This is a genomic window from Pantoea sp. SORGH_AS_0659 (assembly GCF_031453915.1).
GTDB lineage: Bacteria > Pseudomonadota > Gammaproteobacteria > Enterobacterales > Enterobacteriaceae > Pantoea > Pantoea leporis.
Map to the genome: position 1 here is coordinate 1089406 of NZ_JAVJAK010000001.1, position 26914 is coordinate 1116319.

Below are 26914 nucleotides of genomic sequence, written 5' to 3' on the forward strand. Positions count from 1 at the left end.
AAAAAAGCTCGCCAGAAAAAGGCTGTATTATGAGGGGAGTGAAGACTAGTGAACACTGAGTGAAGACTTTATTTGTAACTGTTCACCACTTTACTTACTGTATTTACTATCTTTTTTTCTTTAGTGAACAGTAGTGAATAGTTATATAAGAACTAAAAGTCTTTGAAGCATGTTCCAGCCTCAATTTTGGGTTTGTTTGCTGAGCGACAGGCAGAAAGCAATGAAATGATTTGTCCGTTGGTGCACGACAGAATGTCCTCATCCTTTACAGACGATGCGAGACAACGATGAGCACAGCAGAAAACAAACCAACCTCACTGATTCGATTTGAAAAAGCGCGAGCTGAACACACTGCGCAGATGACGGAATTTAATAGCGTTGTCGCCAACATCACTCGCTGCGAAAAAGAGCGTCAGGCCGCTATTGAGGCAGGCAAGGAGGCTGAGAGCAACTGGCGCACTAATTTTCGAAAATTGCGTGGTAATCTCACGGAGGAGCTTCGCACCGAGCATACTCAGCGTATTGCCAACCGCGAGCTGGCTGATGAGTTCGCGGGACTGTTGAAGGAACTGGAGCTGGATAAGCAGTACGCCGTGCTGTGCTGTTGTACCAGCGGTAAAAAATACGTTGAAGCACATAAAGATGCTTTTACTGAGTTTGCTGACTCGCATTGGGAATCGGCACTGCGTAACGTCAGCCCTTCGTTGCTATGGTCGATCAAGCTGCGCATTCAGCGCGAAAAAATTGCCCCAACCTTTGTCGGAGACGATCGCGACCCGATCCGCGATATCGCTGGACTGATTGGGGAAGCCTTGACGCGAGCTGCGGTCGCGCTGCCTGAAAGTATTTTAAATGAAGCTCCATTACTGGAAGCCATCGGTGTTCGTCGTCCGGCTCTAACGGGCGTTGATATGGATCTTTATTCGCGTCCTTTACGCCGTCAGAAGCTGGCAGAATCAATCCGGGCGCAGCGTTTAAAACTTCAGGAGGACGACCAGAAATGATGCACTGTCCTTACTGCAAAAGCCCGGCGCACGCGAAATCCAGCCGCTATATGTCCGAGCAGGTAAAAGAGCGTTATCACCAGTGCACGAATCTGGATTGCTCCTGCACGTTTAAGACGAACGAGAGCATCACGAAAGTCATAACCTCGCCGCCACCGCCGGAAACAGTTGAGGAAGTTGCGCCGATACCGGTTAAAGAACGGCAGACGTTAGGCCGATACGGCTCAGCATTTCGAATCACTCATTAATCCTAACAGCCGCTGATCACACAGCGGCTTTTTTGTGTCTGCTATTCGCCATTCGAGAGCCTTTTTTCTGGCAAGCCGATTTGTAAAGAGCCGTGCATGCATAAGGTGCATGGATTCGCATGCAACACCATGCGTCAGCGGGATGCGTTGAAGCCATACGGGGCGCGGCTCAGGTGGCTTTATGCACCTGCATGAAAAGCGGTGCATAAAGCGGGCAGGCGAGGGGGGGATAGCATTGCGCGCGAACCCGTATTTAAAATTACAACTACTAGAAAAGATAGCTTTACATCTAATCAATATTTTAGAAATATGACTTTATTGATACCAGTCGAGGAATGAAAAGTGGATGTTCATATCGTTGATTTTATTAAGGCTTCTGCTGCTTTTGAAAGCCGCGAAAGAGGGTTGTTACTATGGTTACTTATTAATTGTCGTAATGGCCCAAAAAAAATAAACCAGATGTTACAGCAAAGAATTACCAAAAAAGAGCCAATAATGAGTGAGCGTTACAATCATTGGCTCAGAAGTTACAAAAGATTTGAAGAAGACAGGTTAGATTTAAAAGCATTTAAAAAAGAAGAGGCGAAGATCAGTACGCTGCAAGTTAATAACTTCAGAGGGTTCAATGCATTATCTTTAGAGGATAAAGGTGCACTGGTTCAATTCCATAAAGAAATAAACATATTCTTTGCTCCTAATGGTGGAGGGAAGACTAGCCTTTGCGAAGCTATAGAATATGCTTGCACGGGAACAATTAAAGAAGCTGAGAGAAGGAAGACATCTTTAGCTAAGTATATAAAAAGAAATGGTAAACTCATACTTGAAGCAAATGCGGATAATGGTGAGAAGATAAACTCATCAAGCGAAAATCTTTTTTGTTTTATCGATAGAAATAGGCTTCAGGAGTTTTCTTTATTAGGTTCTAATGATACTCGTTTTGCACAAAAAGATGTTTTGGCCTCATTAGTTGGGCTGGAACAATTAGATGAATTTTTCGATAAGTTAGTTCAGCCCCAAAGTTTCGATGTGTTAAAGCTGAAAAAGAACTCAAATATATCCAAAAAAAATGACTTAAAGCGTGATGTGGAATTTTCTAAAACCAGACATAAAGAATATCAAAACAAAATCGGAAGCGAGATTTTAAATATACTAAATATTATGAAGTCAGCAGGGTTGCCCGTAAGATATGCTAGTTCTCTAACAAGAAATTTTCTTGATAGATTCGATGAAAGATGTGCTTTTTATAAAGAGAAAAAAGAAATTTACTCCAAAGGAAAGCTATCATATATAATTGACGACATTGCAATTAATAGGTTTATAGCGCACTTAAAAAAGGTTTTACTATTTTCTAAAAAAATAAATGAGCAGTATTTAGCTCTTAGAGATGAAGTTGATTACTTAGAGCTATATAAGATGGCAGAGAGTGTGCTTGAAAAAAATGATTTTAATGAATGTCCATTATGTCGCACAGAGCTTAGTGAAGTTTACGTAAATCCGCTGGTAAATGCGAAAAACTGCATAAAGCGGCTTAAGAGTATCGCCTCCCTCCAAAAAAGAAAGGCGAAAGTCAGTTCAAATATATCCAAGTGTGTTAATTCAATTAAACAACAAGTGGAATTATATAAACATTCACCTCTTCAAGATGAAAGCATTGTTAGTCACGAAAGTTTAATCTCTTTGGCAATAACTGATGAATTGGATACGGAGTCTATAGATAAAGCAATATTGATAATTGAGGAGGTGTGTTGTCTTTCATCTAAAATAATTAAACACAACGAACGTTGTAGTGTTCATAATAAAGCAGTATGGGAGTCAGATAAAGTATTAAAACGAATAGAAAGTAATATGGTTGAAATAAAGGCTAGGAAAGAAGAAATATCTGAATGCATGGATAATATTCGTGGATTTAAACGTGCAATGTTGATTGAATCTAAAGCTATTAAAGAAAATTATAGACAGATATCTTTAGTTACGCAGCAAGCTGAATGTGATACTGAATACAACGCTTTTTTAGATAACCTAAAAATTGATTATACAAATCTATATTTTGAGGCTTATAAATTTAAAAAAGAAAGGGAGCAGTCAATAATATCAGGGCTTAATGAAGATGTGGTTTACTATTACAATAAAATAAATTTCCATGAAGATGATTCTGAGTTGATTCAGGCAGTTAATTTCAACTATGACGATACAATGAAACAGTACAGAATTGAAATAACCATCCAAAGTATTGTCCATGATGCATTTGTATGTCTATCAGAAGGGCATCTTAAAGTACTTGGTTTATCAATATTGTTATCCTTAGCTAAGAAGAAAAAATTAAGCTTCATCGTTTTTGATGATGTTGTAAATGCTATAGATACTGAACATAGAAGCAATATAGTCAATACTTTTATTAATGATCCTTATATTAAGAAAGCTCAACTAATAGTTACAACTCATGACCGTTTCTTTTGGGAGATGTTTAGTAACAGGTGTCGTCAAGATAAATTGGATTTCAAAAGTTTTGTTTTGGGTTGTGATAAAGGATCTGTATTCATATTAGATAAGAAGGTTTCATTTGAAGACAAAATAGCAGAAAGCCTCAAGTATTATGATGTCAGGCAAGCACTGATTTATTGTAGAATCTGGTTTGAATCCCTAGCAGCAAAACATTGCGTAGATCTTTCATTGGGGATCACGGGTAATTTTTCATCTAGAAATTTTCAGGATCCAAACTATATAAAAATTTCTTTGGAAAGTATGTATGATGCTTTGATCAAGAGTTTGAACGGAAGAGATCTACAGGTAAATATAATAAAAAGGAATCTTTTAAACTGGAGTGTGCAAAATCAAGAACATCATGCTTTCAATGAAAATAGCTACAATATTGTGCACTCTAAAACTAGCCATGAAATTAAAATGATATATGATGCGATTATCAGGTTTGAAACTCAATTAAATCCTTCTTTAAAACTTCTGAAAATAAATGAGCGACTACCAGAGATTGAGCGACAAATCACGAGGTGTGAGGAGTTGCTTAGCAATGAAAAAGTTCCAGATGTAATTAAGGGGTTAAATGAAATGAAGAAATTGGATTTGATGGCAAAAGCCAATGAGTTGAAAGATTTAAGAGACTTTATAATTGGTGAAATATTCTGTTAAATTTTGGGCCTGCTTGGCAGGCCATGAAACCTAGACTACATCAACTATATACAAAATTACCCCACCAGGCTGTCATTTCAATCTTTTGCTTCAAATAGTTTGCTCGATTGTATGCTCTACGTACTTCATTTTTATCTGAATGAGCCAAAGCTGATTCAATAACATCTGCATTAAAACCCGCCTCATTCAAAGCTGTGCTCGCTATGGAACGCAGACCATGAGCAACCAACTTACCGCCATAACCTATTCGCTTTAATGCCGCATTCGCTGTTTGGCTATTCATTGGCTCTTTGGGCTTGTTTCGGCTCGGAAACACATATTGCCGGTTGGCGCTCAGAGGCCGCATAACCTCAAGAATATCGAGAGCTTGTTTTGATAGAGGAACGATATGTTCGCGCTTTGCCTTCATGCGCTCCGCTGGAATGACCCAAAGGTTTAAATCGAAGTCGATTTCAGCCCACCTTGTTCCTGAAGCTTCTGACGGCCGTACCAGGGTGAGTAATTGCCACTCGATTAAACAGCGAGTGGTGATTGATAGATTGGACATTACTAATGAGCGCATTAGCTTTGGCAGTTCTTCCGGTCGCAACGTTGGCATGTTCTGTTTTTTTGGCCTTTCAAAAGCCATACCAACGCCCGAAGCAGGATTCGCGTCAATCAACCCTGTGTTGACTGCAAAAATCATGATCTCGTTGATGCGCTGCACCAACCGGCGAACTGTCTCAAGCGCGCCACGAGCTTTAATTGGCTCTAGTGCTTCAACAATCGTCCTGGCTTTAAGCGTCTGAACAGGGATCTCACCGATATTAGGGAAGATGTCCTTTTCCAGCGATCGCCAAATATCCTTTGCATAATCCTCGGTAACGCTTTTGCTCTTAAGCTGGAACCACCTTCCGGCGACTACGGAAAAAATACTATCTAGCTCGATTTGCAGTTGTTCTGATACTTCCTCTTGCTGCTTCTGCGGGTCGATCCCTTGCGCAAGCAGCGACATATGTTGATCACGCACTTGGCGTGCGACAGCGAGCGTTAGGGCAGGGTAAGAGCCAAGGCTGAGATTTGTGCGACTGCTGCTATTTGGTCGCTGATAGCGAAAACGCCACAGCTTCTTACCTGATGTTTTGACGAGTAGGAAAAGGCCGTCGCCATCATGCAGTGTGAAGTCTTTCTCTTGAGGCTTAGCTTTGAGGATTTCGTTATTGGTGAGTGGGCGTGTCATCCGCGCCATGACTGGTTTCCGTCCATAATTGGTACACGTTTTTGGTACACATTATAGCGTGTACCAATTCGTGTACCAATTATCTCTGGATTCAGGCAGATCGTCTCGGAAGGTTACAGACACAAAAAAGCCCGCAGGGCTTATGCCGTGCGGGCTTTCAGGACTTCTACGGATGACTCTGGAATCATCTTCGAAGGATTTTGGTGGAGCTGGCGGGAGTTGAACCCGCGTCCGAAATTACTACACCGTCGGCACTACATGCTTAGTCAGTCTTTACATTCGCCGGCCAGCTGCGGACAGACACGCCACTGACAAACTAGCCTGATTAGATTTAGTGCTTCAACCCCAGGCAAGGCATCCACACGATCTCTTTTGGGTTTGACCTCTCTTGATCCCCGTCTTAAGAGCGGAAGCTAGGGAGAGAGGGCTTCAAAGCAGGTTATTAAGCTGCTAAAGCGTAGTTTTCGTCGTTTGCGACTATTTTTTTGCGGCTTTTTACGAGGCAAACCGCCCCTCGGCATGCTCCTAAGGCTTCACAATCCCGTCGAGTCCAGAATCAGCCCCAAGAAATTTCAATACTACAGACAAGCGACGCCAAAATCCAGCGCTTAACGCTTTGAATTCTTCATAATACGCGCTTTGTCCATCTTCCATTCGCGCTCTTTCACGTCGTCACGCTTGTCGTGCTCTTTCTTACCGCGTGCCACACCGATCTTCAGTTTGGCCCAGGCATTCTTCCAGTACATCGACAGCGCAACCACGGTAAAACCTTCGCGGTTGACGCGACCGTACAGCGAATCGAGTTCGCGTTGTTTCAGCAGCAGCTTGCGGCTTCGCGTGGGATCACACACCACATGCGTTGAAGCAACCGCCAGCGGCTGGAAAGTAGAGCCGAACAGGTAAGCTTCACCATCGCGCAACAGAATGTAGCTATCGCTGATGTTAGCCTTACCGGCACGGAGTGATTTGACTTCCCATCCTTGCAACGACATACCCGCCTCGAACTCTTCTTCAATGAAGTATTCATGACGTGCGCGTTTATTGAGGGCAATAGTGGCTGAACCGGGTTTGTTAACTTTTTTCTTTGTCATAGTGCGGCGTAGTCTACATCACTCAGTTTATGGGCGCATCCCCTGTCCTGCAGGGCGGTAAAAAACACTCCATTTTAGCACAGCAAGCAAAGCCGTGAATTTTTGTTTGGTGACTGAAAATGGTATTATTCAATGGTTTTGTGATGAACAGGAACCATTATGGCCCAGATTAGCCGTTCAGCGCTGGTCCCTTATAGCGCTGAACAGATGTACCGTCTTGTGAATGACGTGGATGCTTATCCTCAGTTTCTGCCGGGCTGCACCGGCAGTCGCGTGCTGGATAACAGCGGAGATCAAATGACCGCGGCCGTTGATGTCTCGAAAGCGGGCATCAGTAAAACTTTCACCACGCGCAACACGCTGATCAGCAACCAAAGCATATTGATGCAGTTGGTTGATGGCCCGTTTCGTAAATTGACCGGCGGCTGGCATTTCACTTCATTAGGTGATGATGCCTGTAAGGTTGAGTTGAACCTCGATTTTGAGTTCACCAATATGCTGGTAGAAATGGCGTTCGGCCGCATCTTTAAAGAGCTGGCAAATAGCATGGTGCAGGCGTTCAGTCAGCGCGCAAAAGAGGTTTATCGTGCCTGATATCAGCGTGGAAGTGGTTTACGCACTGCCAGATAAGCAGTATTTGCGTGCTGTAACGCTTGAAGAAGGCGCAACTGTGGAGCAAGCGATTAAGGCTTCGGGGTTGCTGTCACTGCGTAAAGATATTGACCTGAACTCGAATAAGGTTGGGATTTATAGCCGCCCGGTAAAATTGGGTGATGCCGTCCAGGATGGTGATCGCATTGAGATCTATCGTCCGCTGATTGCCGACCCGAAAGAGTTACGGCGTCAACGCGCAGAGCGGTCAGCTGAGAAGAAATAGTCGGAAAGTAAAAACGAAAAAGGCGCTTAAGCGCCTTTTTTATTGCCGTTCACTTAGCCTTCTTTGCCAGAGAGCTTCGGCTTATTGTCGATGTTAGTCAGCGTTCCGTTGCTGTCAAAGGTCAGCGTCAGCGTTTGCTGTTTCACACCTTCATGGCCAGGTTCCTGACGGAACACGTAATACCAAACGTTGCTGCCAAACGGATCGCGCATCATCGGCGTACCGAGCGTATAGGCAACCTGCTGCTGCGTCATGCCGTTGTGAATTTTCGACACATCGTTGGCGACCAGGTAATTCCCCTGATTGATATCCGGACGATACACAACGCGCTCAAGGGTGGAACATCCAGCGGTCATCATCAACATTACTACTGCCGCGGCAGTCAGCGTTTTACAGCGCATCTATACATTCCTTTTCTGGGGCCAAACGCCTTTCAGCAGGCTATTTTTTTGCCATCAAATTCTGAACTCTGCCTGCGGCAGGCTTTATTACTCAGACGACATAACTGCCGATGATAATAAACCTTTTCGCTATTTGAAACCTCTACAGAGCAAGCATATGACCACCAGCCGGGAAAAAAGTGCGGTATCAGGCGGCTAAAAGTTCTTTAGCGTTGGCCAGCGTGTTGCGCGTCACCTCGCTGCCGCCCAGCAAACGCGCTAACTCTTGCAGACGCGCGCGTTTATCCAGCGGTTGCATATGCGTTTCTGTCACCGCACCATCGGTCTCTTTGCTGACGTAAAAGTGCTGATGACCGCAGCCGGCAACCTGCGGCAGGTGCGTGACACACATCACCTGCGTTGACTCGCCCAGCTGACGCAGCATTTGGCCGACAACAGCGGCGGTTGGGCCGCTGATGCCAACATCTACTTCATCGAAGATCATTGCCGGTGTTTCCATTTTCTGTGCGGTAATCACCTGAATCGCCAGAGCAATACGCGACAACTCACCGCCGGATGCCACTTTGCCCAGCGGCTGGAGCGGCTGGCCTGGGTTCGTCGTAACGCGGAAATCAATGCGCGTTGCACCATCTGCGGTGAGTTGATCGGCATTGAACTCCAGCACAATCGCAAACTGGCCGTGCGGCATTGCCAGCGTGCGCATGCTTTGCGTGATCAGCTGGCTCAATTCTTGAGCGGAATGCTCGCGCAGTTGATGCAGATTTTCAGCGCTGACTAACGCGGCTTTGTGGTGGGCGACAACTTCAGACTGCAAAGTTTCCTGATCGCTCTCTTGTTGCGAAAGCAATTCCGCTTCATCCAGCAGCTGCTGATAAAGCACCGGCAAAGTTTCAGGTGAGACATGGTGCTTACGCGCCAATGCAATCTGCCGTGACAGACGTTGCTCCAGCTCATGCAGACGATTGGGATCGAGATCCAGACGTTCGCAGTAGTGGCGCAGTTCATCGCTGGCTTCACTGAGTTGAATCGCGGCTTCCTCCAGCAGATTGAACACGCCGCTGACTTTATTATCCAGCGTCACCAGTTCGCCCAGCATGTGACGAGCGCTATAAAGAAGGCTCTGCAGGTTGGTGTCATCCCCATCGGCGAGAATTTGCAGCGCTTGCTGGCTGGTGGACAGCAACTGGCCACTGTTCGCCAGGCGTTTGTACTCTTCATCAATCTGTTCAAATTCGCCCAGCTGCGGGGCAAATTCATTGAGTTCTTTCAACTGATACTGCAGTAGCTCGCGACGAGATTCACGCTCTTGCGAAAGCTGCTGATGCTGTGCCAGCGCGCGGCAACTCTGATGCCAGCGCTGATAGTGCTGGCGCATTTCAGACAGCAAATCATCGTGGGCTGCATACGCATCCAGCAGATGTTTTTGGTGATCGGATTTGAGCAGCAACTGGTGAGCATGCTGGCCGTGAATCTGAATCAGCAACTGGCCCAGTTCACGCAACTGCGACAGCGGCACCGATGTGCCGTTGATAAAGCCACGCGAACGACCATCCGCGCTAATCACACGCCGCAGCAGACACTCATTGCCCTCATCCAGCTGATTCTCCACCAGCCAGCGTTGTGCGGAAGGCGAAGCTTTGAGCTGGAAGCGGGCGCAGATATCAGCGCGGCTGGCACCCTGACGCACCATATCTGCTTCAGCGCGGCCGCCCAGACACAGGCCCAACGCATCGATGGCGATAGATTTACCTGCGCCGGTTTCACCCGTGATCGCCGTCATACCACGATGAAAATCGATCTCCAGTTCACGAACGATAGCAAAGTTACTGATGGTCAGTTGTGCCAGCATAGAATCACCTGTATGTAAAAACAGATATGGTTTTACGTACAGTATATCCTGGTTTTTTATACAGTAAAGTAGTCAGCGCTGATTTTCAGAACAATTTTTTAGACCAGCCCAACTTTGAACTTAAGGTATTAAAATAGTTGTAATTTTTAGGATGGATAAGATTGAGATGATTGGCGCTACGGCGGATCAGGACATCTTCACCTTCCTGAATTGGCAAGGCAATCTGGCTGTCGCAACTGATCTCGAGATCGCTGCGCAGGGAAGAAAAACGCAGGCGGATGGTGCTGCTGCTGTTGATGACCAGCGGACGCGCAGAAAGCGTATGTGGGAACATGGGCACCAGCGTAATCGCATCCAGCGACGGCGTCAGAATAGGGCCGCCCGCCGAAAGCGAATAGGCGGTGGAGCCGGTCGGTGTGGAGATAATCAAACCATCGGAACGCTGTGAAAAGGCAAACACCTCATCAATATAGACTTCGAATTCAATCATATGCGCAACTTTACCGGGATGCAGCACCACTTCATTAATGGCGCTACCAATGCGCGGCGAGCACGCTTCTTTGCATACCTGCGCCTCCAGCAAGAAGCGGCTCTCGACGAAGTAATCGCCCTGCAGCACATCGTCCAGCTGCTGTTGCGCATTGTCCGGATCGAGATCGGTGAGAAAACCGAGGTTGCCACGGTTGATGCCAATCACTTTGATGTCATAGCGCGCCAGCACACGGGCAGCACCAAGCATGTTGCCATCGCCACCAACCACCACAGCTAAATCAGCGCGTTGACCAATATCCGCAAGGCTGCCGGTTTGGGCATTTTTCAAATCCAGTTCGCGCGCAATCTGCTGCTCGACAATCACCTCATAACCCTTTGCCGTTAGCCAGCGCCAGAGCATTTCATGGGTGGTTAACGCAGTAGGATGGCGCGGATGGCCGACAATCCCGATGCAGTTAAAGTGTTTGTTCATTTAGCGCGAGTTCCTTATAAGCCAAAACGGCCAGGCAATGTGATGGGTTTACTTGAAACCGTCAAACTGATCCCCATAATAAGCCAACCAGCGAGATGAATGTGCAAAACGCGGAGAAATTCATGAGTAGTAAAGAACAGAACACCCCAAACGAGCAAGTCTCAGACGAAATTCAACAGGATCAGCAGCACGTGGACGCAGAGACAACCGCTGAGGTGGATCCGCGTGATGAGCGTATCGCGCAACTGGAAGCCGAGTTAGCCGTGTCGCAAACCGGCGTGCGCGATGCACAGCTGCGTGCGCAGGCGGAGATCGAAAATATTCGTCGCCGTACTGAAATGGACGTGGAAAAAGCGCATAAATTTGCGCTGGAGAAATTTGCCAACGAGCTGCTGCCCGTGATCGATAGCCTGGAGCGCGCGCTGGAAGTGGCAGACAAAGAGAACGCTGAACTGGCTTCGATGATCGAAGGTATCGAGCTGACGCTGAAGTCGCTGCTGGGCGCGGTGCGTAAGTTTGGCGTGGAAGTGGTGGGCGAAACCAATGTGCCATTCAATCCAGAGATCCATCAGGCGATGTCGATGATGGAATCAGAAGATATGGCGCCAAATCACGTGCTGATGGTGATGCAGCGCGGTTACACCCTCAATGGTCGCCTGCTGCGTCCGGCGATGGTGGCAGTGACCAAAGCCAAAGGCTAATCTGTCGCTGTAATAACAACGGCCGCTTAATGCGGCCGTTTGTTTATTAAGGCAACACCGGCATCCAGTCAATCGGTGACTGGCCCGATTGACTGAGCAGCGCATTCGCCTGCGAGAAGTGTTTACTGCCAAAAAAGCCACGATGCGCGGAGAGCGGAGAAGGGTGTGGCGCTTTCAATACATGATGACGTTGCGTATCAATGATGCTGCCTTTCTTCTGCGCATGCGAACCCCACAGCAAGAAAATTACCCCTTCGCGATGCTGATTGATGGCGCTGATGACGTTATCGGTAAAGGTTTCCCAGCCAAAGCGCGCGTGCGAATGCGCCTTACTGGCTTCCACCGTTAACACGGTGTTTAACAGCATCACGCCTTGTGTTGCCCAGCTTTCGAGAAAACCGTGCGTAGGACGCACAAAGCCAGGCATATCTTGCTCCAGCTCTTTGTACATATTCAGTAATGATGGCGGGATCGCCACGCCGGGCAGAACGGAAAAAGCCAGACCATGCGCCTGATTCGGGCCGTGATAGGGATCCTGCCCCAAAATCACCACTTTGATATCGCCCAGTTCGGTCAGCCGAAAGGCATTAAACACATCCTTCTGCGGCGGATACACCGTTACGCCGGCAGCGCGTTCATTGGCCACCGCTTTCAGCGTTTCCACGAAGTAAGGTTTCTCTTTCTCTTCAGCCAGCACGTCGTGCCAGGTCAGCTTCTCAGCCATCGTTGACTCCCTGCAAAATAGTGCGCCTAGCTTAACGTGTCGGACTCAACAGCAGAAGGGTAAAAATAATTTGAATATTTACGTAAAATTTTAATTAGCGAAGTTTTTATGAATCAATTTGTTAGGTTTTCAGTTTGTAATCCTGACCGGACGAAATTGATACAGGTCAAAACGGCGCTTTTCCTGCAGTGATATACCACAGCATTCCAAAACCTTATGAACCTCGCTGCCCAGTTGCGACAGCGTAAAGCCCTGGAGACCTACTATGATTACCGGTATTCAAATTACTCAGGCAAATAATCCACAGCTGTTGAACTCATTCTGGCTGCTGGACGATGATAAAGCCGAAGCGCGCTGCCTGTGCGCCAAAGGGGATTTCGCAGAAGATCAGGTTGTTGCTATCAGCGATCTCGGCGAAATCGCTTACCGTGAAATTCCACTTGAGCAGAAACCGCAGGTGCGCATCGAAGGTGGTCAGCACCTGAACGTTAACGTGCTGCGCCGCGAAACGCTGGAAGATGCCGTCAATCATCCGGAAAAATATCCGCAGTTGACCATTCGCGTATCCGGCTATGCCGTGCGCTTTAACGCGCTGACGCCAGAGCAGCAGCGTGACGTGATTACACGTACATTCACCGAAAGCCTGTAATTGCAGCGCTGACGAAAAGACACACAGCAATACAAGCCGCGCCAATGTTGATTGGCGCGGCTTTTTTTATCTGGCGAGTTTAAAAGAACGGTTCTTCAGGGCGGATGATAGCGAAAGCGCGTTTTCGCTACGCTTAAAACAAAAAAATCGCCTCAAAAGAGGCGATTAATTACAACGAGTGCTGTTTTATTCCGCACCAGACTTTGGTGCATCGCTACCGCTTGGCTTGCGGCGTTTACCCACATTTTTGGTATCGCGATGACGTTGTTTGACGCGCGGTTTCTCTTGTTCTTTCTCTTTACGCTCTTGACGCTTCGCAAGTGCTTTTTTCGACGGTTTTCCCGTCACTTTAGCACTTGGCGCACGGCTTTCTGGACGCAGCTCATCAATCACACGCGCTTTTAACGGCTCGTTGATGTAACGGGTGATTTTGCCCAGCAGCACGTGATCGTGCGCTTCAACCAGCGAGATCGCGGTACCTTTACGGCCCGCACGCGCGGTACGACCGATACGGTGCAGATAGGTATCAGCGGTGCGCGGCAAATCGTAGTTAATCACGTGCGAGATATCGTCGATGTCGATACCGCGCGCAGCAACGTCGGTGGCAATCATCACCTTCACGCGGCCATCATTCATACGCTTGATGGCTTCGTTACGGTTGACCTGCACCATTTCGCCTTCGAGATAGCTGGTGCGGATGCCCGCTTCATGAAGCCAGGTAACCAGCTCATGCAGGCGCTCACGTTTGCGCACAAACACAATGACGCGCGTGGCATCTGGCTGTTTCAACAGGTGAATCAGCAGCTTGTTCTTATGCTCTAAATTATCGGCGCGGTAATACCATTGCTGGATTTTTTTGCGTTCGCTTTTGCTTGGGTCGGCCTCAATAAACACAGGCTCGTTAAGCAAACGCTCGGCGAAGTCTTTGATGTGCTCACCTTCCAGCGTCGCTGAGAACAGCAGCGTCTGTTTGCGCCAGCGGGTTTCTGCGGCGATGGTTTCGATGTCCTGCGCAAAGCCCATATCGAGCATGCGGTCAGCTTCATCGAGAATCAGCGTTTCTACGGCGCGGCAGTCAAAGTTCTCTTCTTTGATGTACTGCAGCAAACGGCCGGTGGTCGCGACGACAATGTCCTGGTTTTCACTGAACACTTCGGCATGGTTCATATACGCCACGCCCCCGGTGATGGTGGCGATATCCAGATGCGTGTGTTTAGCCAGCTCGCGCGCGTGATCGGCAACCTGCATCGCCAGTTCGCGCGTTGGGGTGATGATCAGAATGCGTGGTGGGCCTGATTTCTTGCGCGGGAAATCGAGCAAATGCTGTAAAGCGGGCAGCAAAAACGCTGCAGTTTTCCCCGTCCCGGTTGGAGCCGAACCCAGAACGTCACGGCCTTCCAGCGCGGCAGGAATGGTCTCGGCCTGAATAACAGTAGGGCGAGTGAAGCCTTTTTCCTGCAAAGCTTGTAGCAGGCTTTCGTCGAGTTCGAGTTCGGAGAATGTGGTTACGGTCATGGTCTACCTCAGTTTGGGGCGCTGATTATAGACAGAACGAATATAATCTTCATCTGTTTGTGTAGGTATTACCGGCGCAGGTGAATTCCCATCGCCACCACGTTACACTTCCGGCAGTAAAAAATTCAATGGTAGTGAAGTATGTCTCAGGACCAGCCGCATGCGCGGCCGACGTTAAGAAAAGACGGTTTTACCTTTAAGCAATTTTTCGTGGCGCACGATCGCTGTGCGATGAAAGTCGGCACCGATGGCGTGTTAATCGGGGCCTGGGCGCCAGTAGCTGGCGCGCGTCGCATCCTCGATATTGGCTGCGGCAGTGGCTTGATTGCGCTGATGCTGGCGCAACGTACGCCCAATTCGGTAGAGATTGATGCCGTCGAACTGGAAGCCAGCGCAGCGCAGCAGGCGCAGGAAAATATGCAGGCTTCGCCGTGGGCGGATCGCATCCACGTCCACCATCAGGATATTGTCAGCTGGAGCGAACAGTGTGAAAAACGCTTTTCGCTCATCGTCAGTAATCCGCCTTTTTTTGCGCCCGGTATGGCAACCGGCAGTGTCGCGCGCGATACCGCACGCAGCACCGCCACGCTCGACCATCTGACGCTGCTGCGTTGTGCCGCCCAGTTGATTGAAGAAGAAGGGCTATTTTGCGTGGTGCTGCCGGCTGAAGCTGGCGAAGCATTGATTTCACTGGCGCTGGCGGATGGCTGGCATTTGCGTTATCGCTACGATGTCGCCGCCTATGCGCAGCGCCCGCCGAATCGCGTGGTGTTAGGCTTTTCTCCCTCCGCCGGCGAAACCTTGCTGGAACGTCTCGCCATTCGTGATGAAGATAAAAGCTATTCAGCAGACTGGCTCAGCCTGGTGAAAGACTTTTACCTGTTCCGCTAGCTTCGGGCTGCAGAATGGTCGGTAACGCTTCATCCAGCAGATCGGGATTGTCGAGGGTAAAGTGTAACCCTCGGCTCTCCTTGCGCTCCAGCGCACAGCGCACCATCAGTTCGGCGACCTGCACCAGATTGCGCAGCTCAAGAAGATTGTTAGAGAGGCGGAAGTGCGCGTAGTACTCGTCAATCTCCTGTTGCAGCAAATTAATGCGCCGCAGTGCGCGCTCCAGACGCTTGGTAGTACGCACAATTCCCATGTAATCCCACATGAATAATCGCAGTTCATGCCAGTTATGCTGGATTACTACGCGCTCATCGGCATCATCAACGCGGCTTTCATCCCACGCGGGCAGATGTTCTACCGCCGCGATGTCCGGCAAGCGGGCGATCATATCTTCAGCAGCAGACCAACCGTAAACCAGGCACTCGAGCAGGGAGTTGGACGCCATGCGGTTTGCGCCATGTAAGCCGGTGTAACTCACTTCGCCAATCGCATACAGTCCGTCAACATCTGTACGGCCTTGCTGATCGACCATCACGCCGCCGCAAGTGTAATGCGCGGCTGGCACAATCGGAATCGGCTGTTTAGTGAGATCGAGGCCAAAGGTCAGCAATTTTTCGTAAATCATCGGGAAGTGCGCGCGCACAAAGCTTTCCGGCTGGTGGCTAATGTCGAGATACATGCAATCGACGCCCAGCCGTTTCATCTCATGGTCAATGGCGCGCGCCACAATATCGCGCGGTGCCAGCTCGGCACGCTCATCAAAGTCAGGCATAAAGCGAGTGCCGTCAGGACGCAACAGCCAGGCACCTTCACCGCGCAGCGCTTCAGTCAGCAGGAAGTTTTGCGCTTGTGGATGGAATAAACAGGTGGGATGGAATTGATTAAATTCGAGGTTCGCTACGCGGCAACCGGCGCGCCACGCCATGGCAATGCCATCGCCAGAGGCCACGTCCGGATTGGTGGTGTACTGATAGACTTTTGCTGCGCCGCCGGTGGCTAACACCACGGCGCGCGCGCGGCAGGTTTCCACCTGTTCACGTTTACGGTTCCAGATCCACGCGCCAACTACGCGGCGCTTGCCGGGCAGGCCAAGCTTATCGGAAAGGATCAAATCCACCGCATTGGTGCGTTCAATAATTCGGATGTTAGGATGGCTCAGCGCCTGGCTTACCAGCGTGGTTTCCACCGCGCGGCCAGTGGCATCGGCGCTATGCAGAATGCGGCGATGGCTGTGCCCACCTTCGCGCGTGAGGTGGTAACGCGCTTCACCCTCAGCCTGCGGCTCTTTATCGAAGGCAACGCCGTTATCAATCAGCCACTGCACGCAGTGACGCGCGTTGCTGGCGATAAAGCTCACCGTATCGCGGTCGCACAAGCCGGCACCCGCAACCAGCGTGTCTTCAACGTGTGATTCGATGCTGTCCGTTTCATCAAACACCGCCGCAATCCCGCCCTGCGCATACAGCGTTGAGCCCTCATTCACCTGCGCTTTACTCAGCACGGTAACCTGATAATGCGGCGCTAAGCGCAGCGCTAACGATAAACCTGCCGCACCGCTGCCGACGATGAGGACATCACACTGATATTCCGGGAGAGAAGTCATGATGTTTAATTTACTAAACAAAAGGTGGCTTGAGCATAAGCCGTGATGGGGGTGCTGTGAAGTATTTTGAACCAACTGCGCGGAAAAATTATTCAGCGGGTAGAGATAGTAGCGTGTATTCAGTGAGTTAACTCTGAAATTGAGCACAATGTGTTTTTTATATCAAACACTCTGAAAATTCAGGGAATAAAGGTGAAAATGACGGCGTCATAAGGTACTCTGCCAGCGATTATCGGTGCCGCAAAAGACACCACCAGCGTGGCAAGTCGCTACACTGAAAGACAATCAACAACAATGATGTCGTGGTTCCGATACGGAAAATTCTGGTCGTAGTGAACTTCGGGCCAAAGGGCCACTCTAAGCGCATGCTTGCTCAGAACAATGAGATGTGCTGGCAGTTCACTTACGCATAAAAAAGTTTTGGGGAGATATTACCTCGGATGAGCGAGCAGTTAACGGATCAGGTTCTCGTTGAGCGGGTTCAGAAGGGAGATCAAAAGTCCTTTAATTTACTGGTGATTCGATACCAGCATAAAGTGGCGAGCCTGGTTTCACGCTATGTTCCGTCAGGCGATGTGCCTGATGTGGTTCAGGAATCTTTTATTAAAGCGTATCGCGCACTGGAATCGTTCCGTGGCGACAGCGCCTTTTATACATGGCTGTACCGCATCGCGGTAAACACAGCGAAAAATTATCTGGTTGCTCAGGGGCGACGTCCGCCATCCAGTGATGTGGATGCTATCGATGCGGAAAATTTCGAAAGTGCGGGTGCACTGAAAGAAATTTCGAACCCTGAGAACTTAATGTTGTCTGAAGAACTGAAACAAATCGTCTTTCGTACCATTGAGGCGCTTCCCGAAGATCTTCGTATGGCCATTACCCTCAGGGAATTGGATGGTCTGAGTTACGAAGAGATTGCCGTCATCATGGATTGTCCGGTCGGTACCGTACGTTCGCGTATCTTCCGTGCACGAGAGGCTATTGATAATAAAGTTCAACCGCTTATCCAACGTCAGTGATAACGGCTACTGGAAGGGTACCAAGGCATGCAGAAAGAAAAACTTTCCGCTTTAATGGATGGTGAAACTTTAGATAACGAGCTGTTGGCATCGTTGTCGAAGGATGCGGATCTTCAGCACAGCTGGGAAAGCTACCATCTCATTCGCGACACCTTACGCGGTGATATCGGAGAAGTGCTGCATTTTGATATCTCCGCACGTGTGGCGGCGGCCATCGAAAACGAGCCGGCACGCAAAGTCACTTCGCTGATCCCTGAAGCGCAGCCTGAACCGTCACGCTACGAGAAGATGCCGTTCTGGCGTCGTGGTGGCAGCTGGGCGGCACAGCTGACGCAAGTTGGTGTTGCTGCGTGCGTCTCACTGGCGGTGATTGTCGGTGTTCAGCACTACAACAGTTCACCAACCGGCAGCGCGACTGAAGCGTCTGATTCACCGGCATTCAATACCTTGCCGATGATGGGTAAAGCGTCGCCGGTCAGCTTAGGCGTGCCTTCTGAAGCCTTCGACACCAACAGCTCTAATCAGCAGGTGCAGGAACAGCGTCGCCGCGTGAATGCCATGCTGCAGGATTATGAACTGCAACGTCGTCTGCATGCCGATCAGGTTCAGTTTGAGAAAAACGATCCGCAACAGGCTCAGGCTAATGTTCCCGGAAATCAGTCGTTAGGAACTCAGCAGCAGTAATGAAGCAGCTTTGGTGTGCCGTTAGCCTGCTGGCAGGCAGCCTGTTTTGCTCATCTATCGCCTCGGCGCAGACCTCTGCGTCCGGGGCGTTGTTGCAACAGATGGAGCAGGCAAGCCAGAACCTCAACTACGAATTTGCCTACATCAATGTCTCGCGTCTCGGCATTGAATCTCTGCGTTATCGCCACGCGGTTATCGACAATCGTATCTTCGCCCAACTATTGCAGATGGACGGGCCGCGCCGTGAAGTGATTCAGCGCGGAAACGACATCAGCTATTTCGAGCCGGGATTAGATCCCTTCTCGCTGCCGGGCAATCACATTATCGATGCTTTACCTGGTTTGATGTTCGCCGACTTCTCCCGTTTGGGTGAGGCCTACGATTTCATTCCGGTGGGCCGTTCGCGCATGGCCGATCAGATGTGCGAAGTGGTGCGCATCGTGTCACGCGATGGCACGCGCTACAGCTATGTCGTGTGGCTGGATGTGGACACTAAATTGCCGCTGCGTATCGATCTGCTTGATCGGGACGGTGAAACGCTGGAACAATTCCGCGTCATCAGCTTTGCCGTCGACGAAGGCGTACGCAATCTGATGCAAGGGCTGGAGAAGGCCAACTTGCCGCCATCGCTGTCGTTACCGGCCGGTGACAAAGTGGAACTCAGCTGGCAGCCAAACTGGCTTCCGGCGGGCATGAAACTGATCTCACAAAGTCGCCGCGATATTCCGTCGATGAACAAAACTGTCGAATCGCGCCTGTACAGCGATGGCCTGTTTAGCTTTGCCATTAATGTTACGCCAGCAGATAAAAGCAGCAGCGTGCAGGCATTGCGCACTGGACGTCGCACGGTGCAGACAGAAGTGCGCAATAATAACGAAATCACGGTGGTGGGCGAGTTACCGCCAGCCACTGCCAAACGTATTGCGGACAGCATAGATTCGGGTTCACCAAAATGATGAAAGAATGGGCCACCGTGGTGGCGTGGAAAGAAGGCATTGCCACTCTGCACACGGAAGCGAAAACGTCTTGTAACAGCTGCTCGGCGCGTAAAGGCTGCGGCAGCCATGCGCTTAATCAGCTGGGGCCGAAAAATGCCCACGTGATGACTATCGCCAGCGCGGAGCCGTTGCAACCCGGCCAGCGCATTGAGTTAGGCATCCGCGAAAGCAGCCTGCTGGGCTCTGCCTTGCTGGTTTACATGACGCCGCTGTTTGGCCTGTTTTTAGTGGCTGGCATCTTCCAGATGCTGTTCGCCAGCGATCTGGCTGCGGCCTGTGGCGCGCTGTTGGGCGGCATTGGCGGCTTTATCGTGGCGAAAGGGGTATCCAAACTCTTCGGCGATCGCGAGGCTTTCCAGCCGGTGATTCTCAGCGTTGCGTTACCGCCTGATGCGTTGCGCGTGGAAAGCGAAGCTTGATCCCCGTCCAGGCCGCGTTTGATGCGGCCTTTCCCAATCAGCTTAACCGCTGAAATCTGTTGCGATTCCCCACAGTTCCATTCTTTAACGCGCGGCGTTAACAGTGTAATATGCGTCGTCATTAATGAGGCCGACAGGGTTCCGGGTTAAGCTCACTTTCCTGAATGTGTTCGTGCTCAAGTTTCCCACTGATTTTCTACGTGAAGATATTCATATAAATGAAGCACATACGAAATTTCTCCATCATCGCTCACATTGACCACGGCAAATCAACGCTCTCTGACCGTTTGATTCAAATTTGTGGTGGCCTGAGCGATCGTGAGATGGCGGCGCAGGTTCTGGATTCCATGGATCTGGAACGCGAGCGCGGCATTACCATTAAAGCGCAGAGCGTGACGCTCGATTACAAAGCGCAGGACGGTGAAACTTACCAGCTCAATTTTATCGATACTCCCGGTCACGTTGACTTCTCCTATGAAGTTTCCCGCTCGCTGGCGGCGTGTGAAGGAGCATTGCTGGTGGTCGATGCAGGGCAGGGCGTTGAAGCTCAGACGCTGGCAAACTGCTACACCGCAATGGAAATGGATCTGGAAGTGGTACCGGTACTGAACAAAATCGACCTGCCTGCCGCCGATCCAGAACGTGTAGCGGAAGAGATTGAAGATATCGTCGGCATTGACGCCACCGATGCGGTGCGTTGCTCGGCGAAAACCGGCGTCGGCGTGCCCGACGTGCTGGAACGTCTGGTGCGTGACATCCCGCCGCCAGAAGGCGATCCGGAAGGTCCGCTGCAGGCGCTGATCATCGATTCCTGGTTCGATAACTACCTTGGCGTGGTATCGCTGATTCGTATTAAGAACGGCACGCTGCGTAAAGGTGACAAAGTTAAAGTCATGAGCTCCGGTCAAAGCTACAACGCTGACCGTCTCGGCATCTTCACGCCGAAGCGTGTTGATCGCAACGAGCTGAACTGCGGTGAAGTAGGCTGGCTGGTGTGTGCGATTAAAGACATTCTCGGCGCACCCGTGGGTGATACGCTGACCTTACAACGCAATCCGGCGGAGAAAGTATTGCCTGGCTTCAAGAAAGTGAAGCCACAGGTTTACGCCGGTCTGTTCCCGATCAGCTCTGACGACTATGAAGCGTTCCGTGATGCGCTGGGCAAATTGAGCCTGAACGATGCGTCACTGTTCTACGAGCCAGAGAGCTCAACGGCGCTGGGCTTCGGTTTCCGCATCGGCTTCCTTGGTCTGCTGCACATGGAGATCATTCAGGAACGTCTGGAGCGTGAATACGATCTGGATCTGATCACCACTGCACCAACCGTAGTGTATGAAGTGGAAACCACCGACGGTGAAACTATCTATGTTGATAGCCCGTCGAAGCTGCCACCGCTGAATAATATTGCCGAGCTGCGTGAGCCGATTGCTGAGTGTCACATGCTTCTGCCGCAGGAGTTCCTCGGCAACGTCATTACGCTGTGTATTGAAAAACGTGGCGTGCAAACCAACATGGTTTACCACGGCAAGCAGGTTGCGCTGACGTATGAGATTCCGATGGCGGAAGTGGTTCTTGACTTCTTCGACCGTCTGAAATCAACCTCGCGCGGTTATGCTTCGCTGGATTACAACTTCAAACGTTTCCAGACCTCTGACATGGTGCGTGTCGACGTGATGATTAACTCAGAACGTGTTGATGCGCTGGCGCTGATTACTCACCGTGATAACTCACAATATCGTGGCCGCGACCTGGTGGAGAAGATGAAAGATCTGATCCCACGTCAGCAGTTCGATATTGCGATTCAGGCGGCAATCGGCAACCACATTATCGCTCGCTCAACGGTAAAACAGCTGCGTAAAAACGTCCTGGCGAAATGCTATGGCGGTGACGTGAGCCGTAAGAAGAAACTGTTGCAGAAGCAGAAAGACGGTAAGAAGCGAATGAAGCAGGTCGGCAACGTTGAGCTGCCGCAGGAAGCATTCCTTGCCATTCTGCATGTCGGTAAAGACAGCAAATAAGGATTTTTAATGGCTAACATGTTCGCCCTGGTTTTAGTGATCGCAACGCTGATCACTGGCGTTATCTGGTGTATCGATCGCTTTAAATGGGCACCGGCGCGTCGTGCGAAGCAGGCTGCCGCGCAAGCGCAGGCCGGCAACGCACTCGACAGTAAAACGCTGGCGAAAGTAGCCGCGCAGCCGGGTTGGGTTGAAACCACCGCATCGGTGTTCCCGGTGCTGGCGGTGGTGTTGATCGTGCGTTCGTTTATTTTTGAGCCGTTCCAGATTCCATCGGGCTCAATGATGCCAACGCTGCTGATTGGCGACTTCATCCTCGTGGAGAAGTTTGCTTACGGTATTAAAGATCCGATTACCCAAACCACGCTGATTCCAACTGGCCATCCGCAGCGCGGTGATGTCGCGGTATTCAAATACCCGAAAGATCCCAGCGTGGACTACATCAAGCGCGTGATTGGCTTGCCGGGTGATAAAGTGGTGTTTGATCCTTACAGCAAAACCCTGACCATCAATCCGGGTTGCAGCAGCGGCAGTTGCGACACGGCGCTGCCAGTGACTTACACTAACGTTGAGCCAAGCAACTTCATTCAAACCTTCAGCGGCTTTGATGGCAATGAAACCGGCAACGGCTTCTTCCAGGCGCCACAGGGCGAAACCATGAAGGGCGGCCTGCGTCTCGGCACCCGCAAAGAGACATTGGGCAACGTAACGCACGATATCTTGCTGGTAAACGAAGCGCAAAGTCAGGCAAGCATGTATTATCAGCAGCCGGGCCAGCCGCAATCGACCTGGATTGTGCCGCAAGGGCAATATTTCATGATGGGTGATAACCGCGATAACAGCGCCGACAGCCGCTACTGGGGCTTTGTGCCCGAGAAGAATCTGGTCGGCAAAGCGGTGGCCATCTGGATGAGCTTCGAGAAACAAGAAGGACAGTGGCCGACCGGCGTGCGCTTTAGCCGCATTGGTGGGATTCACTAATTAGCTTCAAAAAAGGTTGGCCTCTCTTTCGGGAGGCCAGTGCACACGAAACAGAACAGGTTGGAACCTCAGCCCTGTTTCGTATGCAGTGATAGGCGCACAGAACAACTGGAATAGCATGAACCCCATCGTCATTAACAAGCTGCAGCGCAAACTGGGCTACACTTTTACTCATCCGGATTTATTGCAGCAGGCACTGACGCATCGTAGCGCCAGTAGCAAACACAATGAACGTCTTGAATTTCTTGGCGATTCTATTCTCAGCTACGTGATTGCCAATGCGCTCTATCACCGCTTCCCGCGTGTGGATGAAGGCGACATGAGCCGTATGCGTGCCACGCTGGTGCGCGGCAATACGCTGGCAGAGATGGCGCGAGAGTTCGACCTTGGCGAATGTTTACGCCTCGGTCCGGGCGAGCTGAAAAGCGGCGGTTTCCGTCGTGAATCGATCCTCGCGGATACCGTTGAAGCCTTAATTGGCGGCATCTTCCTCGATAGCAGCATTCAAACCGTCGAAAAGTTAATTCTCGACTGGTATCACTCACGACTGGAACAGATCAGTCCGGGCGATAAACAAAAAGATCCGAAAACGCGCCTGCAGGAGTATTTGCAGGGACGTCATCTGCCGCTGCCGTCGTATTTGGTGGTACAGGTGCGTGGCGAAGCCCACGATCAGGAATTCACCATTCACTGTCAGGTGAGTGGCATGGCAGAACCGGTGGTGGGCATTGGCTCCAGCCGCCGTAAAGCCGAGCAAGCAGCCGCCGAACAGGCGTTAATTAAGCTTGGCCTCGAATAAATAGTCACATTGCAGCGTCGAAAGCGGCGCTGCCCAAGTCAGGACTCGAATGAGCGAACTCGAAACATATAGCGGCTTTGTCGCGATTGTAGGCCGACCAAACGTCGGTAAATCCACTTTGCTGAACCAGTTGCTGGGGCAGAAAGTGTCGATCACGTCACGCAAGCCGCAAACCACGCGTCACCGTATTATGGGCATCCACACCGAAGGCGCTTATCAGGCGATCTACGTGGATACGCCAGGGCTGCACATGGAAGAGAAACGGGCGATCAACCGCCTGATGAACCGTGCCGCCAGCAGCTCCATTGGTGACGTTGAGCTGGTGATCTTTGTGGTTGAAGGCACGCGCTGGACACCAGACGACGAGATGGTGCTCAACAAGCTGCGTGATAACAAAGTTCCGGTGGTATTGGCGATCAATAAAGTCGACAACATCCAGGATAAGAGCATTCTGTTACCGCATCTGCAGTTCCTTAGCCAGCAGATGAACTTCCTTGAAATCGTCCCTATCTCAGCGGAAAGCGGCAAAAATGTCGACGCGATTGCGGCGATTGCGCGCAAATGCCTGCCAAAATCTGAGCATCATTTCCCGGAAGATTATGTCACCGACCGCTCGCAGCGCTTTATGGCGTCTGAGATCATCCGTGAAAAGTTAATGCGCTTCCTGGGTGCTGAACTGCCTTACTCCGTTACCGTCGAAATTGAGCAATTTGTTTCGAACGATCGCGGCGGCTACGACATCAATGGCCTGATCCTTGTTGAGCGTGAAGGCCAGAAGAAAATGGTCATCGGCAATAAAGGCGCCAAGATCAAAACCATCGGCATTGAATCGCGTAAAGATATGGAAGAGATGTTTGAAGCGAAAGTGCATCTCGAACTGTGGGTTAAAGTGAAATCGGGCTGGGCGGACGATGAACGTGCGCTGCGCAGCTTAGGTTACTCTGACGAAGGTTAAGTAATGGAAGGCTGGCAACGCGCCTTTGTGCTGCATAGTCGCCCTTACAGCGAAACCAGCCTACTCCTCGATCTGTTTAGCGAAAGCGAAGGGCGCGTCCGCGTCCTTGCCAAAGGCGCCCGCTCGCGCCGCTCACAACTAAAAGGTGCACTGCAACCCTTTACGCCACTGCTGGTGCGCTGGGGTGGACGCGGTGATGTCAAAACGCTGCGCAATGCCGAAGCCGTTTCGCTGGCATTGCCGCTCAGCGGCATTACGCTCTATTGCGGGCTCTACGTCAACGAGCTGCTGTCGCGCGTGCTGGAGCAGCAAATTCCCTTCTCTGATATGTTCTTTGATTACCTGAATTGCATCCAAACGCTGGCGGCAGGCAACGGCTCGCCTGAACCGGCGCTGCGCCGCTTTGAGCTGGCGCTGCTCGGGCATCTCGGTTACGGCGTGGATTTTCTGCACTGTGCCGGCAGCGGCGAAGAGGTGGCTGATGGCATGACCTACAGCTACCGGGAAGAGAAGGGTTTTATCGCCAGTTTGGTGGTCAATCAACGCAGCTTTACCGGCCGCCAGCTGCGTGCGTTGTGGGAGCGCGAATTCCCCGATGCCGATACTCTGCGCGCCGCTAAACGCTTTACGCGCATGGCGCTGAAGCCCTATCTTGGTGGCAAACCGCTGAAGAGTCAGGAACTGTTTCGCCAGTTTGTGCCAAAAAAGAAACCCGATGTGGCAAACGACTAGCGCTGGTCGTACCGCCTGATATATTCAGCGCAGTACACTGCAAACACACTGAACACATTTAAGGATTGTCATGGCTGAGTTGCTGTTAGGCGTCAACATTGACCACATTGCCACCGTACGTAACGCACGTGGTACAAACTATCCCGATCCGGTGCAGGCCGCGTTTGTTGCTGAGCAGGCCGGCGCTGACGGCATTACCGTGCATCTGCGTGAAGATCGCCGTCACATCACCGATCGCGATGTACGCATTTTGCGTGACACCATCCAGACGCGCATGAATCTGGAGATGGCGGTAACGGACGAGATGATCGACATTGCCTGCGAAATCAAGCCGCACTTCGTTTGTCTGGTGCCGGAAAAGCGTCAGGAAGTGACCACCGAAGGCGGGCTGGATGTGGCGGGTCAGCAGGATAAAATCAATGCTGCGGTGCGCCTGTTAAGCGACGCCGGCATTCTGGTGTCACTGTTTATCGATGCCGATCACCGCCAGATTGAAGCGGCGGTTGCCAGCGGCGCGCCTTATATCGAAATTCACACCGGTGCCTATGCCGAAGCGCCCGAAGGTCTCGCGCGCCAGGCTGAGCTGTCGCGCATCCGCAAAGCCGCGACTTTCGCCGCCAGTCTGGGCCTGAAAGTCAATGCCGGCCACGGTTTGACTTACCACAATGTGCAGCCGATTGCTGAATTGCCGGAAATGCACGAGCTGAATATTGGCCATGCGATTATTGGTCGCGCGCTGTTCAGCGGTTTGGCCGATGCGGTCAGCGAAATGAAGCAGCTGATGCGGGAAGCGCGTCGCTAATGGCGATTCTCGGGCTCGGCAGCGATATCGTAGAGATCGAGCGCATTGCTGGCGTCATTGAGCGCTCCGGCGACCGTCTGGCGCGTCGCGTATTAAGCGAAGCCGAGTGGCAGCAATATCAGGCGCACCAGCAACCGGTGCGCTTTCTGGCTAAGCGTTTTGCGGTGAAAGAGGCGGCAGCGAAAGCGTTTGGCACCGGCATTCGCGGTGGCCTGGCCTTCAATCAGTTCGAAGTGTACAACGATGCGCTGGGCAAACCGGGATTACGTTTCTTTGAGCAGGCCAGGGTGATTGCCAGCCAGCTCGGCGTGAAGCATGTGCATGTGACGTTAGCGGATGAACGCCATTACGCCTGCGCAACGGTGATTATCGAGAACTAAGGGTGCAACACCACGAACTTCTCCCACAGCGCCTCGCGGCTTTCCGGGTGCTGTGGATCGGTAATGATGGTGTTATCAATCGGACAGACGCTTTGGCAGGTCGGCACATCATAATGGCCCACGCACTCGGTGCAGCGGTCGACATCAATTTCATAGATCGCGTCGCCTAAGCTGATTGCCTGGTTTGGGCATTCAGGTTCGCACATATCGCAATTGATGCATTTGGTGGTGATGAGCAAGGCCATGG

The 26914-nt window shown here is 50.8% G+C and carries 28 protein-coding genes and 1 other RNA gene; 19 read left to right on the forward strand and 10 right to left on the reverse strand.

Annotated features, from left to right (window positions below):
• The first annotated feature begins 287 nt into the window (after positions 1-287).
• The 3 genes from Q3H59_RS05160 (at position 288) to Q3H59_RS05170 (ending at position 4396) form a co-directional block, all read left to right on the forward strand.
• The gene (locus tag Q3H59_RS05160; RefSeq protein WP_309833605.1) at positions 288-1004 is read left to right on the forward strand and encodes a hypothetical protein; all 717 of its coding nucleotides are present in this window, start codon (positions 288-290) and stop codon (positions 1002-1004) included.
• The gene (locus Q3H59_RS05165; RefSeq protein ID WP_309833609.1) at positions 1001-1252 is read left to right on the forward strand and encodes an ogr/Delta-like zinc finger family protein; all 252 of its coding nucleotides are present in this window, start codon (positions 1001-1003) and stop codon (positions 1250-1252) included. Before Q3H59_RS05160 ends, Q3H59_RS05165 begins: the two co-directional genes overlap by 4 nt.
• A 342-nt stretch (positions 1253-1594) precedes the next feature.
• On the forward strand, positions 1595-4396 hold the full coding sequence (locus Q3H59_RS05170) for an AAA family ATPase (RefSeq protein ID WP_309833611.1): 2802 nt from the start codon (positions 1595-1597) through the stop codon (positions 4394-4396).
• A gap of 40 nt (positions 4397-4436) precedes the next feature.
• On the opposite strand, the gene Q3H59_RS05175 is transcribed toward Q3H59_RS05170, so the two are convergent.
• The 3 genes from Q3H59_RS05175 to smpB all read right to left on the reverse strand — a co-directional run bounded on the left by Q3H59_RS05175 (position 4437) and on the right by smpB (position 6706).
• A complete protein-coding gene (locus Q3H59_RS05175; protein ID WP_309833612.1) occupies positions 4437-5624 on the reverse strand; it encodes an integrase domain-containing protein in 1188 nt (395 codons plus the stop codon).
• 192 nt (positions 5625-5816) lie between these two features.
• Positions 5817-6179: a transfer-messenger RNA gene (ssrA, locus tag Q3H59_RS05180) on the reverse strand.
• Positions 6180-6223: 44 nt separating this feature from the next.
• On the reverse strand, positions 6224-6706 hold the full coding sequence (smpB, locus tag Q3H59_RS05185) for an SsrA-binding protein SmpB (protein ID WP_007886141.1): 483 nt from the start codon (positions 6704-6706) through the stop codon (positions 6224-6226).
• A gap of 159 nt (positions 6707-6865) precedes the next feature.
• On the opposite strand from smpB, the gene Q3H59_RS05190 reads away from it, so the two are divergent.
• The gene (locus Q3H59_RS05190; RefSeq protein WP_008101549.1) at positions 6866-7300 is read left to right on the forward strand and encodes a type II toxin-antitoxin system RatA family toxin; all 435 of its coding nucleotides are present in this window, start codon (positions 6866-6868) and stop codon (positions 7298-7300) included.
• Complete coding sequence (locus Q3H59_RS05195; RefSeq protein ID WP_137386307.1) at positions 7293-7583, forward strand: RnfH family protein; 291 nt, start codon at positions 7293-7295, stop codon at positions 7581-7583. The genes Q3H59_RS05190 and Q3H59_RS05195 overlap by 8 nt, the downstream gene beginning before the upstream one ends.
• 53 nt (positions 7584-7636) lie before the next feature.
• On the opposite strand, the gene bamE is transcribed toward Q3H59_RS05195, so the two are convergent.
• The 3 genes from bamE to nadK all read right to left on the reverse strand — a co-directional run bounded on the left by bamE (position 7637) and on the right by nadK (position 10797).
• Positions 7637-7984, reverse strand: coding sequence for an outer membrane protein assembly factor BamE (gene bamE, locus Q3H59_RS05200; protein WP_101763449.1), 348 nt, complete (start codon positions 7982-7984; stop codon positions 7637-7639).
• Between the two features lie 187 nt (positions 7985-8171).
• The gene (gene recN, locus Q3H59_RS05205; RefSeq protein ID WP_309833618.1) at positions 8172-9833 is read right to left on the reverse strand and encodes a DNA repair protein RecN; all 1662 of its coding nucleotides are present in this window, start codon (positions 9831-9833) and stop codon (positions 8172-8174) included.
• Between the two features lie 85 nt (positions 9834-9918).
• A complete protein-coding gene (gene nadK / locus Q3H59_RS05210) occupies positions 9919-10797 on the reverse strand; it encodes an NAD(+) kinase (protein ID WP_061718023.1) in 879 nt (292 codons plus the stop codon).
• A 122-nt stretch (positions 10798-10919) separates the two neighbouring features.
• On the opposite strand from nadK, the gene grpE reads away from it, so the two are divergent.
• Entirely contained in the window at positions 10920-11498 is a 579-nt protein-coding gene (gene grpE / locus Q3H59_RS05215) for a nucleotide exchange factor GrpE (RefSeq protein WP_101763451.1), read from the forward strand.
• A 46-nt stretch (positions 11499-11544) separates the two neighbouring features.
• Here the strand turns inward: grpE and ung are convergent, their stop codons facing one another.
• Positions 11545-12222 (reverse strand): uracil-DNA glycosylase, encoded by a 678-nt coding sequence (ung, locus tag Q3H59_RS05220; RefSeq protein ID WP_008101537.1) that lies wholly within the window; start codon positions 12220-12222, stop codon positions 11545-11547.
• A gap of 265 nt (positions 12223-12487) precedes the next feature.
• On the opposite strand from ung, the gene grcA reads away from it, so the two are divergent.
• The gene (grcA, locus tag Q3H59_RS05225; protein ID WP_008101535.1) at positions 12488-12871 is read left to right on the forward strand and encodes an autonomous glycyl radical cofactor GrcA; all 384 of its coding nucleotides are present in this window, start codon (positions 12488-12490) and stop codon (positions 12869-12871) included.
• 186 nt (positions 12872-13057) lie between these two features.
• Here grcA and srmB read toward each other — a convergent pair whose 3' ends face one another.
• A complete protein-coding gene (gene srmB / locus Q3H59_RS05230) occupies positions 13058-14386 on the reverse strand; it encodes an ATP-dependent RNA helicase SrmB (RefSeq protein ID WP_137386305.1) in 1329 nt (442 codons plus the stop codon).
• Between the two features lie 141 nt (positions 14387-14527).
• On the opposite strand from srmB, the gene Q3H59_RS05235 reads away from it, so the two are divergent.
• A complete protein-coding gene (locus Q3H59_RS05235) occupies positions 14528-15277 on the forward strand; it encodes a tRNA(1)(Val) (adenine(37)-N(6))-methyltransferase TrmN (protein ID WP_309833622.1) in 750 nt (249 codons plus the stop codon).
• Here Q3H59_RS05235 and nadB read toward each other — a convergent pair.
• Entirely contained in the window at positions 15243-16880 is a 1638-nt protein-coding gene (gene nadB / locus Q3H59_RS05240) for an L-aspartate oxidase (RefSeq protein ID WP_101763455.1), read from the reverse strand. The genes Q3H59_RS05235 and nadB overlap by 35 nt on opposite strands.
• 440 nt (positions 16881-17320) lie before the next feature.
• On the opposite strand from nadB, the gene rpoE reads away from it, so the two are divergent.
• The 11 genes from rpoE to acpS all read left to right on the forward strand — a co-directional run bounded on the left by rpoE (position 17321) and on the right by acpS (position 26667).
• Positions 17321-17899, forward strand: coding sequence for an RNA polymerase sigma factor RpoE (gene rpoE / locus Q3H59_RS05245; RefSeq protein WP_007886161.1), 579 nt, complete (start codon positions 17321-17323; stop codon positions 17897-17899).
• A gap of 27 nt (positions 17900-17926) precedes the next feature.
• The gene (gene rseA, locus Q3H59_RS05250; protein ID WP_101763456.1) at positions 17927-18583 is read left to right on the forward strand and encodes an anti-sigma-E factor RseA; all 657 of its coding nucleotides are present in this window, start codon (positions 17927-17929) and stop codon (positions 18581-18583) included.
• Entirely contained in the window at positions 18583-19539 is a 957-nt protein-coding gene (rseB, locus tag Q3H59_RS05255) for a sigma-E factor regulatory protein RseB (RefSeq protein WP_110868278.1), read from the forward strand. The genes rseA and rseB overlap by 1 nt, the downstream gene beginning before the upstream one ends.
• Positions 19536-20000: a SoxR-reducing system protein RseC gene (gene rseC, locus Q3H59_RS05260; RefSeq protein ID WP_061718009.1), complete on the forward strand. Its 465-nt coding sequence runs from the start codon at positions 19536-19538 to the stop codon at positions 19998-20000. The genes rseB and rseC overlap by 4 nt, the downstream gene beginning before the upstream one ends.
• A 218-nt stretch (positions 20001-20218) precedes the next feature.
• Positions 20219-22018 (forward strand): translation elongation factor 4, encoded by a 1800-nt coding sequence (gene lepA, locus Q3H59_RS05265; RefSeq protein WP_101763458.1) that lies wholly within the window; start codon positions 20219-20221, stop codon positions 22016-22018.
• A 9-nt stretch (positions 22019-22027) separates the two neighbouring features.
• Positions 22028-22999 (forward strand): signal peptidase I, encoded by a 972-nt coding sequence (lepB, locus tag Q3H59_RS05270; RefSeq protein WP_101763459.1) that lies wholly within the window; start codon positions 22028-22030, stop codon positions 22997-22999.
• Positions 23000-23117: 118 nt separating this feature from the next.
• Positions 23118-23798 carry a ribonuclease III gene (gene rnc, locus Q3H59_RS05275; RefSeq protein WP_036620136.1) on the forward strand — a complete coding sequence of 227 codons (681 nt, stop codon included), beginning with the start codon at positions 23118-23120 and terminating at the stop codon, positions 23796-23798.
• 49 nt (positions 23799-23847) lie between these two features.
• Positions 23848-24753 (forward strand): GTPase Era, encoded by a 906-nt coding sequence (gene era, locus Q3H59_RS05280; RefSeq protein ID WP_008101512.1) that lies wholly within the window; start codon positions 23848-23850, stop codon positions 24751-24753.
• A gap of 3 nt (positions 24754-24756) precedes the next feature.
• Positions 24757-25485, forward strand: coding sequence for a DNA repair protein RecO (gene recO, locus Q3H59_RS05285; protein ID WP_008101510.1), 729 nt, complete (start codon positions 24757-24759; stop codon positions 25483-25485).
• 70 nt (positions 25486-25555) lie between these two features.
• Entirely contained in the window at positions 25556-26287 is a 732-nt protein-coding gene (pdxJ, locus tag Q3H59_RS05290) for a pyridoxine 5'-phosphate synthase (RefSeq protein ID WP_007886179.1), read from the forward strand.
• Positions 26287-26667, forward strand: a complete 381-nt coding sequence (acpS, locus tag Q3H59_RS05295) for a holo-ACP synthase (RefSeq protein WP_101763460.1) — start codon at positions 26287-26289, stop codon at positions 26665-26667. Before pdxJ ends, acpS begins: the two co-directional genes overlap by 1 nt.
• Here the strand turns inward: acpS and Q3H59_RS05300 are convergent.
• Positions 26664-26912, reverse strand: a complete 249-nt coding sequence (locus Q3H59_RS05300) for a YfhL family 4Fe-4S dicluster ferredoxin (protein ID WP_101763461.1) — start codon at positions 26910-26912, stop codon at positions 26664-26666. The genes acpS and Q3H59_RS05300 overlap by 4 nt on opposite strands.
• Positions 26913-26914: the final 2 nt, after the last annotated feature.

What these genes read in the sequence shown, in the direction of transcription:
- rnc (WP_036620136.1), top strand. Translation starts at nt 23,118, where the DNA reads ATGAACCCCATCGTCATTAACAAGCTGCAGCGCAAACTGGGCTACACT.
- recO (WP_008101510.1), top strand. Translation starts at nt 24,757, where the DNA reads ATGGAAGGCTGGCAACGCGCCTTTGTGCTGCATAGTCGCCCTTACAGC.
- lepA (WP_101763458.1), top strand. Translation starts at nt 20,219, where the DNA reads ATGAAGCACATACGAAATTTCTCCATCATCGCTCACATTGACCACGGC.
- rseC (WP_061718009.1), top strand. Translation starts at nt 19,536, where the DNA reads ATGATGAAAGAATGGGCCACCGTGGTGGCGTGGAAAGAAGGCATTGCC.
- Q3H59_RS05175 (WP_309833612.1), bottom strand. Translation starts at nt 5,624, where the DNA reads ATGGCGCGGATGACACGCCCACTCACCAATAACGAAATCCTCAAAGCT.
- pdxJ (WP_007886179.1), top strand. Translation starts at nt 25,556, where the DNA reads ATGGCTGAGTTGCTGTTAGGCGTCAACATTGACCACATTGCCACCGTA.
- Q3H59_RS05190 (WP_008101549.1), top strand. Translation starts at nt 6,866, where the DNA reads ATGGCCCAGATTAGCCGTTCAGCGCTGGTCCCTTATAGCGCTGAACAG.
- rpoE (WP_007886161.1), top strand. Translation starts at nt 17,321, where the DNA reads ATGAGCGAGCAGTTAACGGATCAGGTTCTCGTTGAGCGGGTTCAGAAG.
- Q3H59_RS05235 (WP_309833622.1), top strand. Translation starts at nt 14,528, where the DNA reads ATGTCTCAGGACCAGCCGCATGCGCGGCCGACGTTAAGAAAAGACGGT.
- era (WP_008101512.1), top strand. Translation starts at nt 23,848, where the DNA reads ATGAGCGAACTCGAAACATATAGCGGCTTTGTCGCGATTGTAGGCCGA.
- Q3H59_RS05165 (WP_309833609.1), top strand. Translation starts at nt 1,001, where the DNA reads ATGATGCACTGTCCTTACTGCAAAAGCCCGGCGCACGCGAAATCCAGC.
- smpB (WP_007886141.1), bottom strand. Translation starts at nt 6,706, where the DNA reads ATGACAAAGAAAAAAGTTAACAAACCCGGTTCAGCCACTATTGCCCTC.
- recN (WP_309833618.1), bottom strand. Translation starts at nt 9,833, where the DNA reads ATGCTGGCACAACTGACCATCAGTAACTTTGCTATCGTTCGTGAACTG.
- nadK (WP_061718023.1), bottom strand. Translation starts at nt 10,797, where the DNA reads ATGAACAAACACTTTAACTGCATCGGGATTGTCGGCCATCCGCGCCAT.
- bamE (WP_101763449.1), bottom strand. Translation starts at nt 7,984, where the DNA reads ATGCGCTGTAAAACGCTGACTGCCGCGGCAGTAGTAATGTTGATGATG.
- rseB (WP_110868278.1), top strand. Translation starts at nt 18,583, where the DNA reads ATGAAGCAGCTTTGGTGTGCCGTTAGCCTGCTGGCAGGCAGCCTGTTT.
- lepB (WP_101763459.1), top strand. Translation starts at nt 22,028, where the DNA reads ATGGCTAACATGTTCGCCCTGGTTTTAGTGATCGCAACGCTGATCACT.
- rseA (WP_101763456.1), top strand. Translation starts at nt 17,927, where the DNA reads ATGCAGAAAGAAAAACTTTCCGCTTTAATGGATGGTGAAACTTTAGAT.
- srmB (WP_137386305.1), bottom strand. Translation starts at nt 14,386, where the DNA reads ATGACCGTAACCACATTCTCCGAACTCGAACTCGACGAAAGCCTGCTA.
- grcA (WP_008101535.1), top strand. Translation starts at nt 12,488, where the DNA reads ATGATTACCGGTATTCAAATTACTCAGGCAAATAATCCACAGCTGTTG.
- Q3H59_RS05300 (WP_101763461.1), bottom strand. Translation starts at nt 26,912, where the DNA reads ATGGCCTTGCTCATCACCACCAAATGCATCAATTGCGATATGTGCGAA.
- grpE (WP_101763451.1), top strand. Translation starts at nt 10,920, where the DNA reads ATGAGTAGTAAAGAACAGAACACCCCAAACGAGCAAGTCTCAGACGAA.
- ung (WP_008101537.1), bottom strand. Translation starts at nt 12,222, where the DNA reads ATGGCTGAGAAGCTGACCTGGCACGACGTGCTGGCTGAAGAGAAAGAG.
- Q3H59_RS05160 (WP_309833605.1), top strand. Translation starts at nt 288, where the DNA reads ATGAGCACAGCAGAAAACAAACCAACCTCACTGATTCGATTTGAAAAA.
- nadB (WP_101763455.1), bottom strand. Translation starts at nt 16,880, where the DNA reads ATGACTTCTCTCCCGGAATATCAGTGTGATGTCCTCATCGTCGGCAGC.
- acpS (WP_101763460.1), top strand. Translation starts at nt 26,287, where the DNA reads ATGGCGATTCTCGGGCTCGGCAGCGATATCGTAGAGATCGAGCGCATT.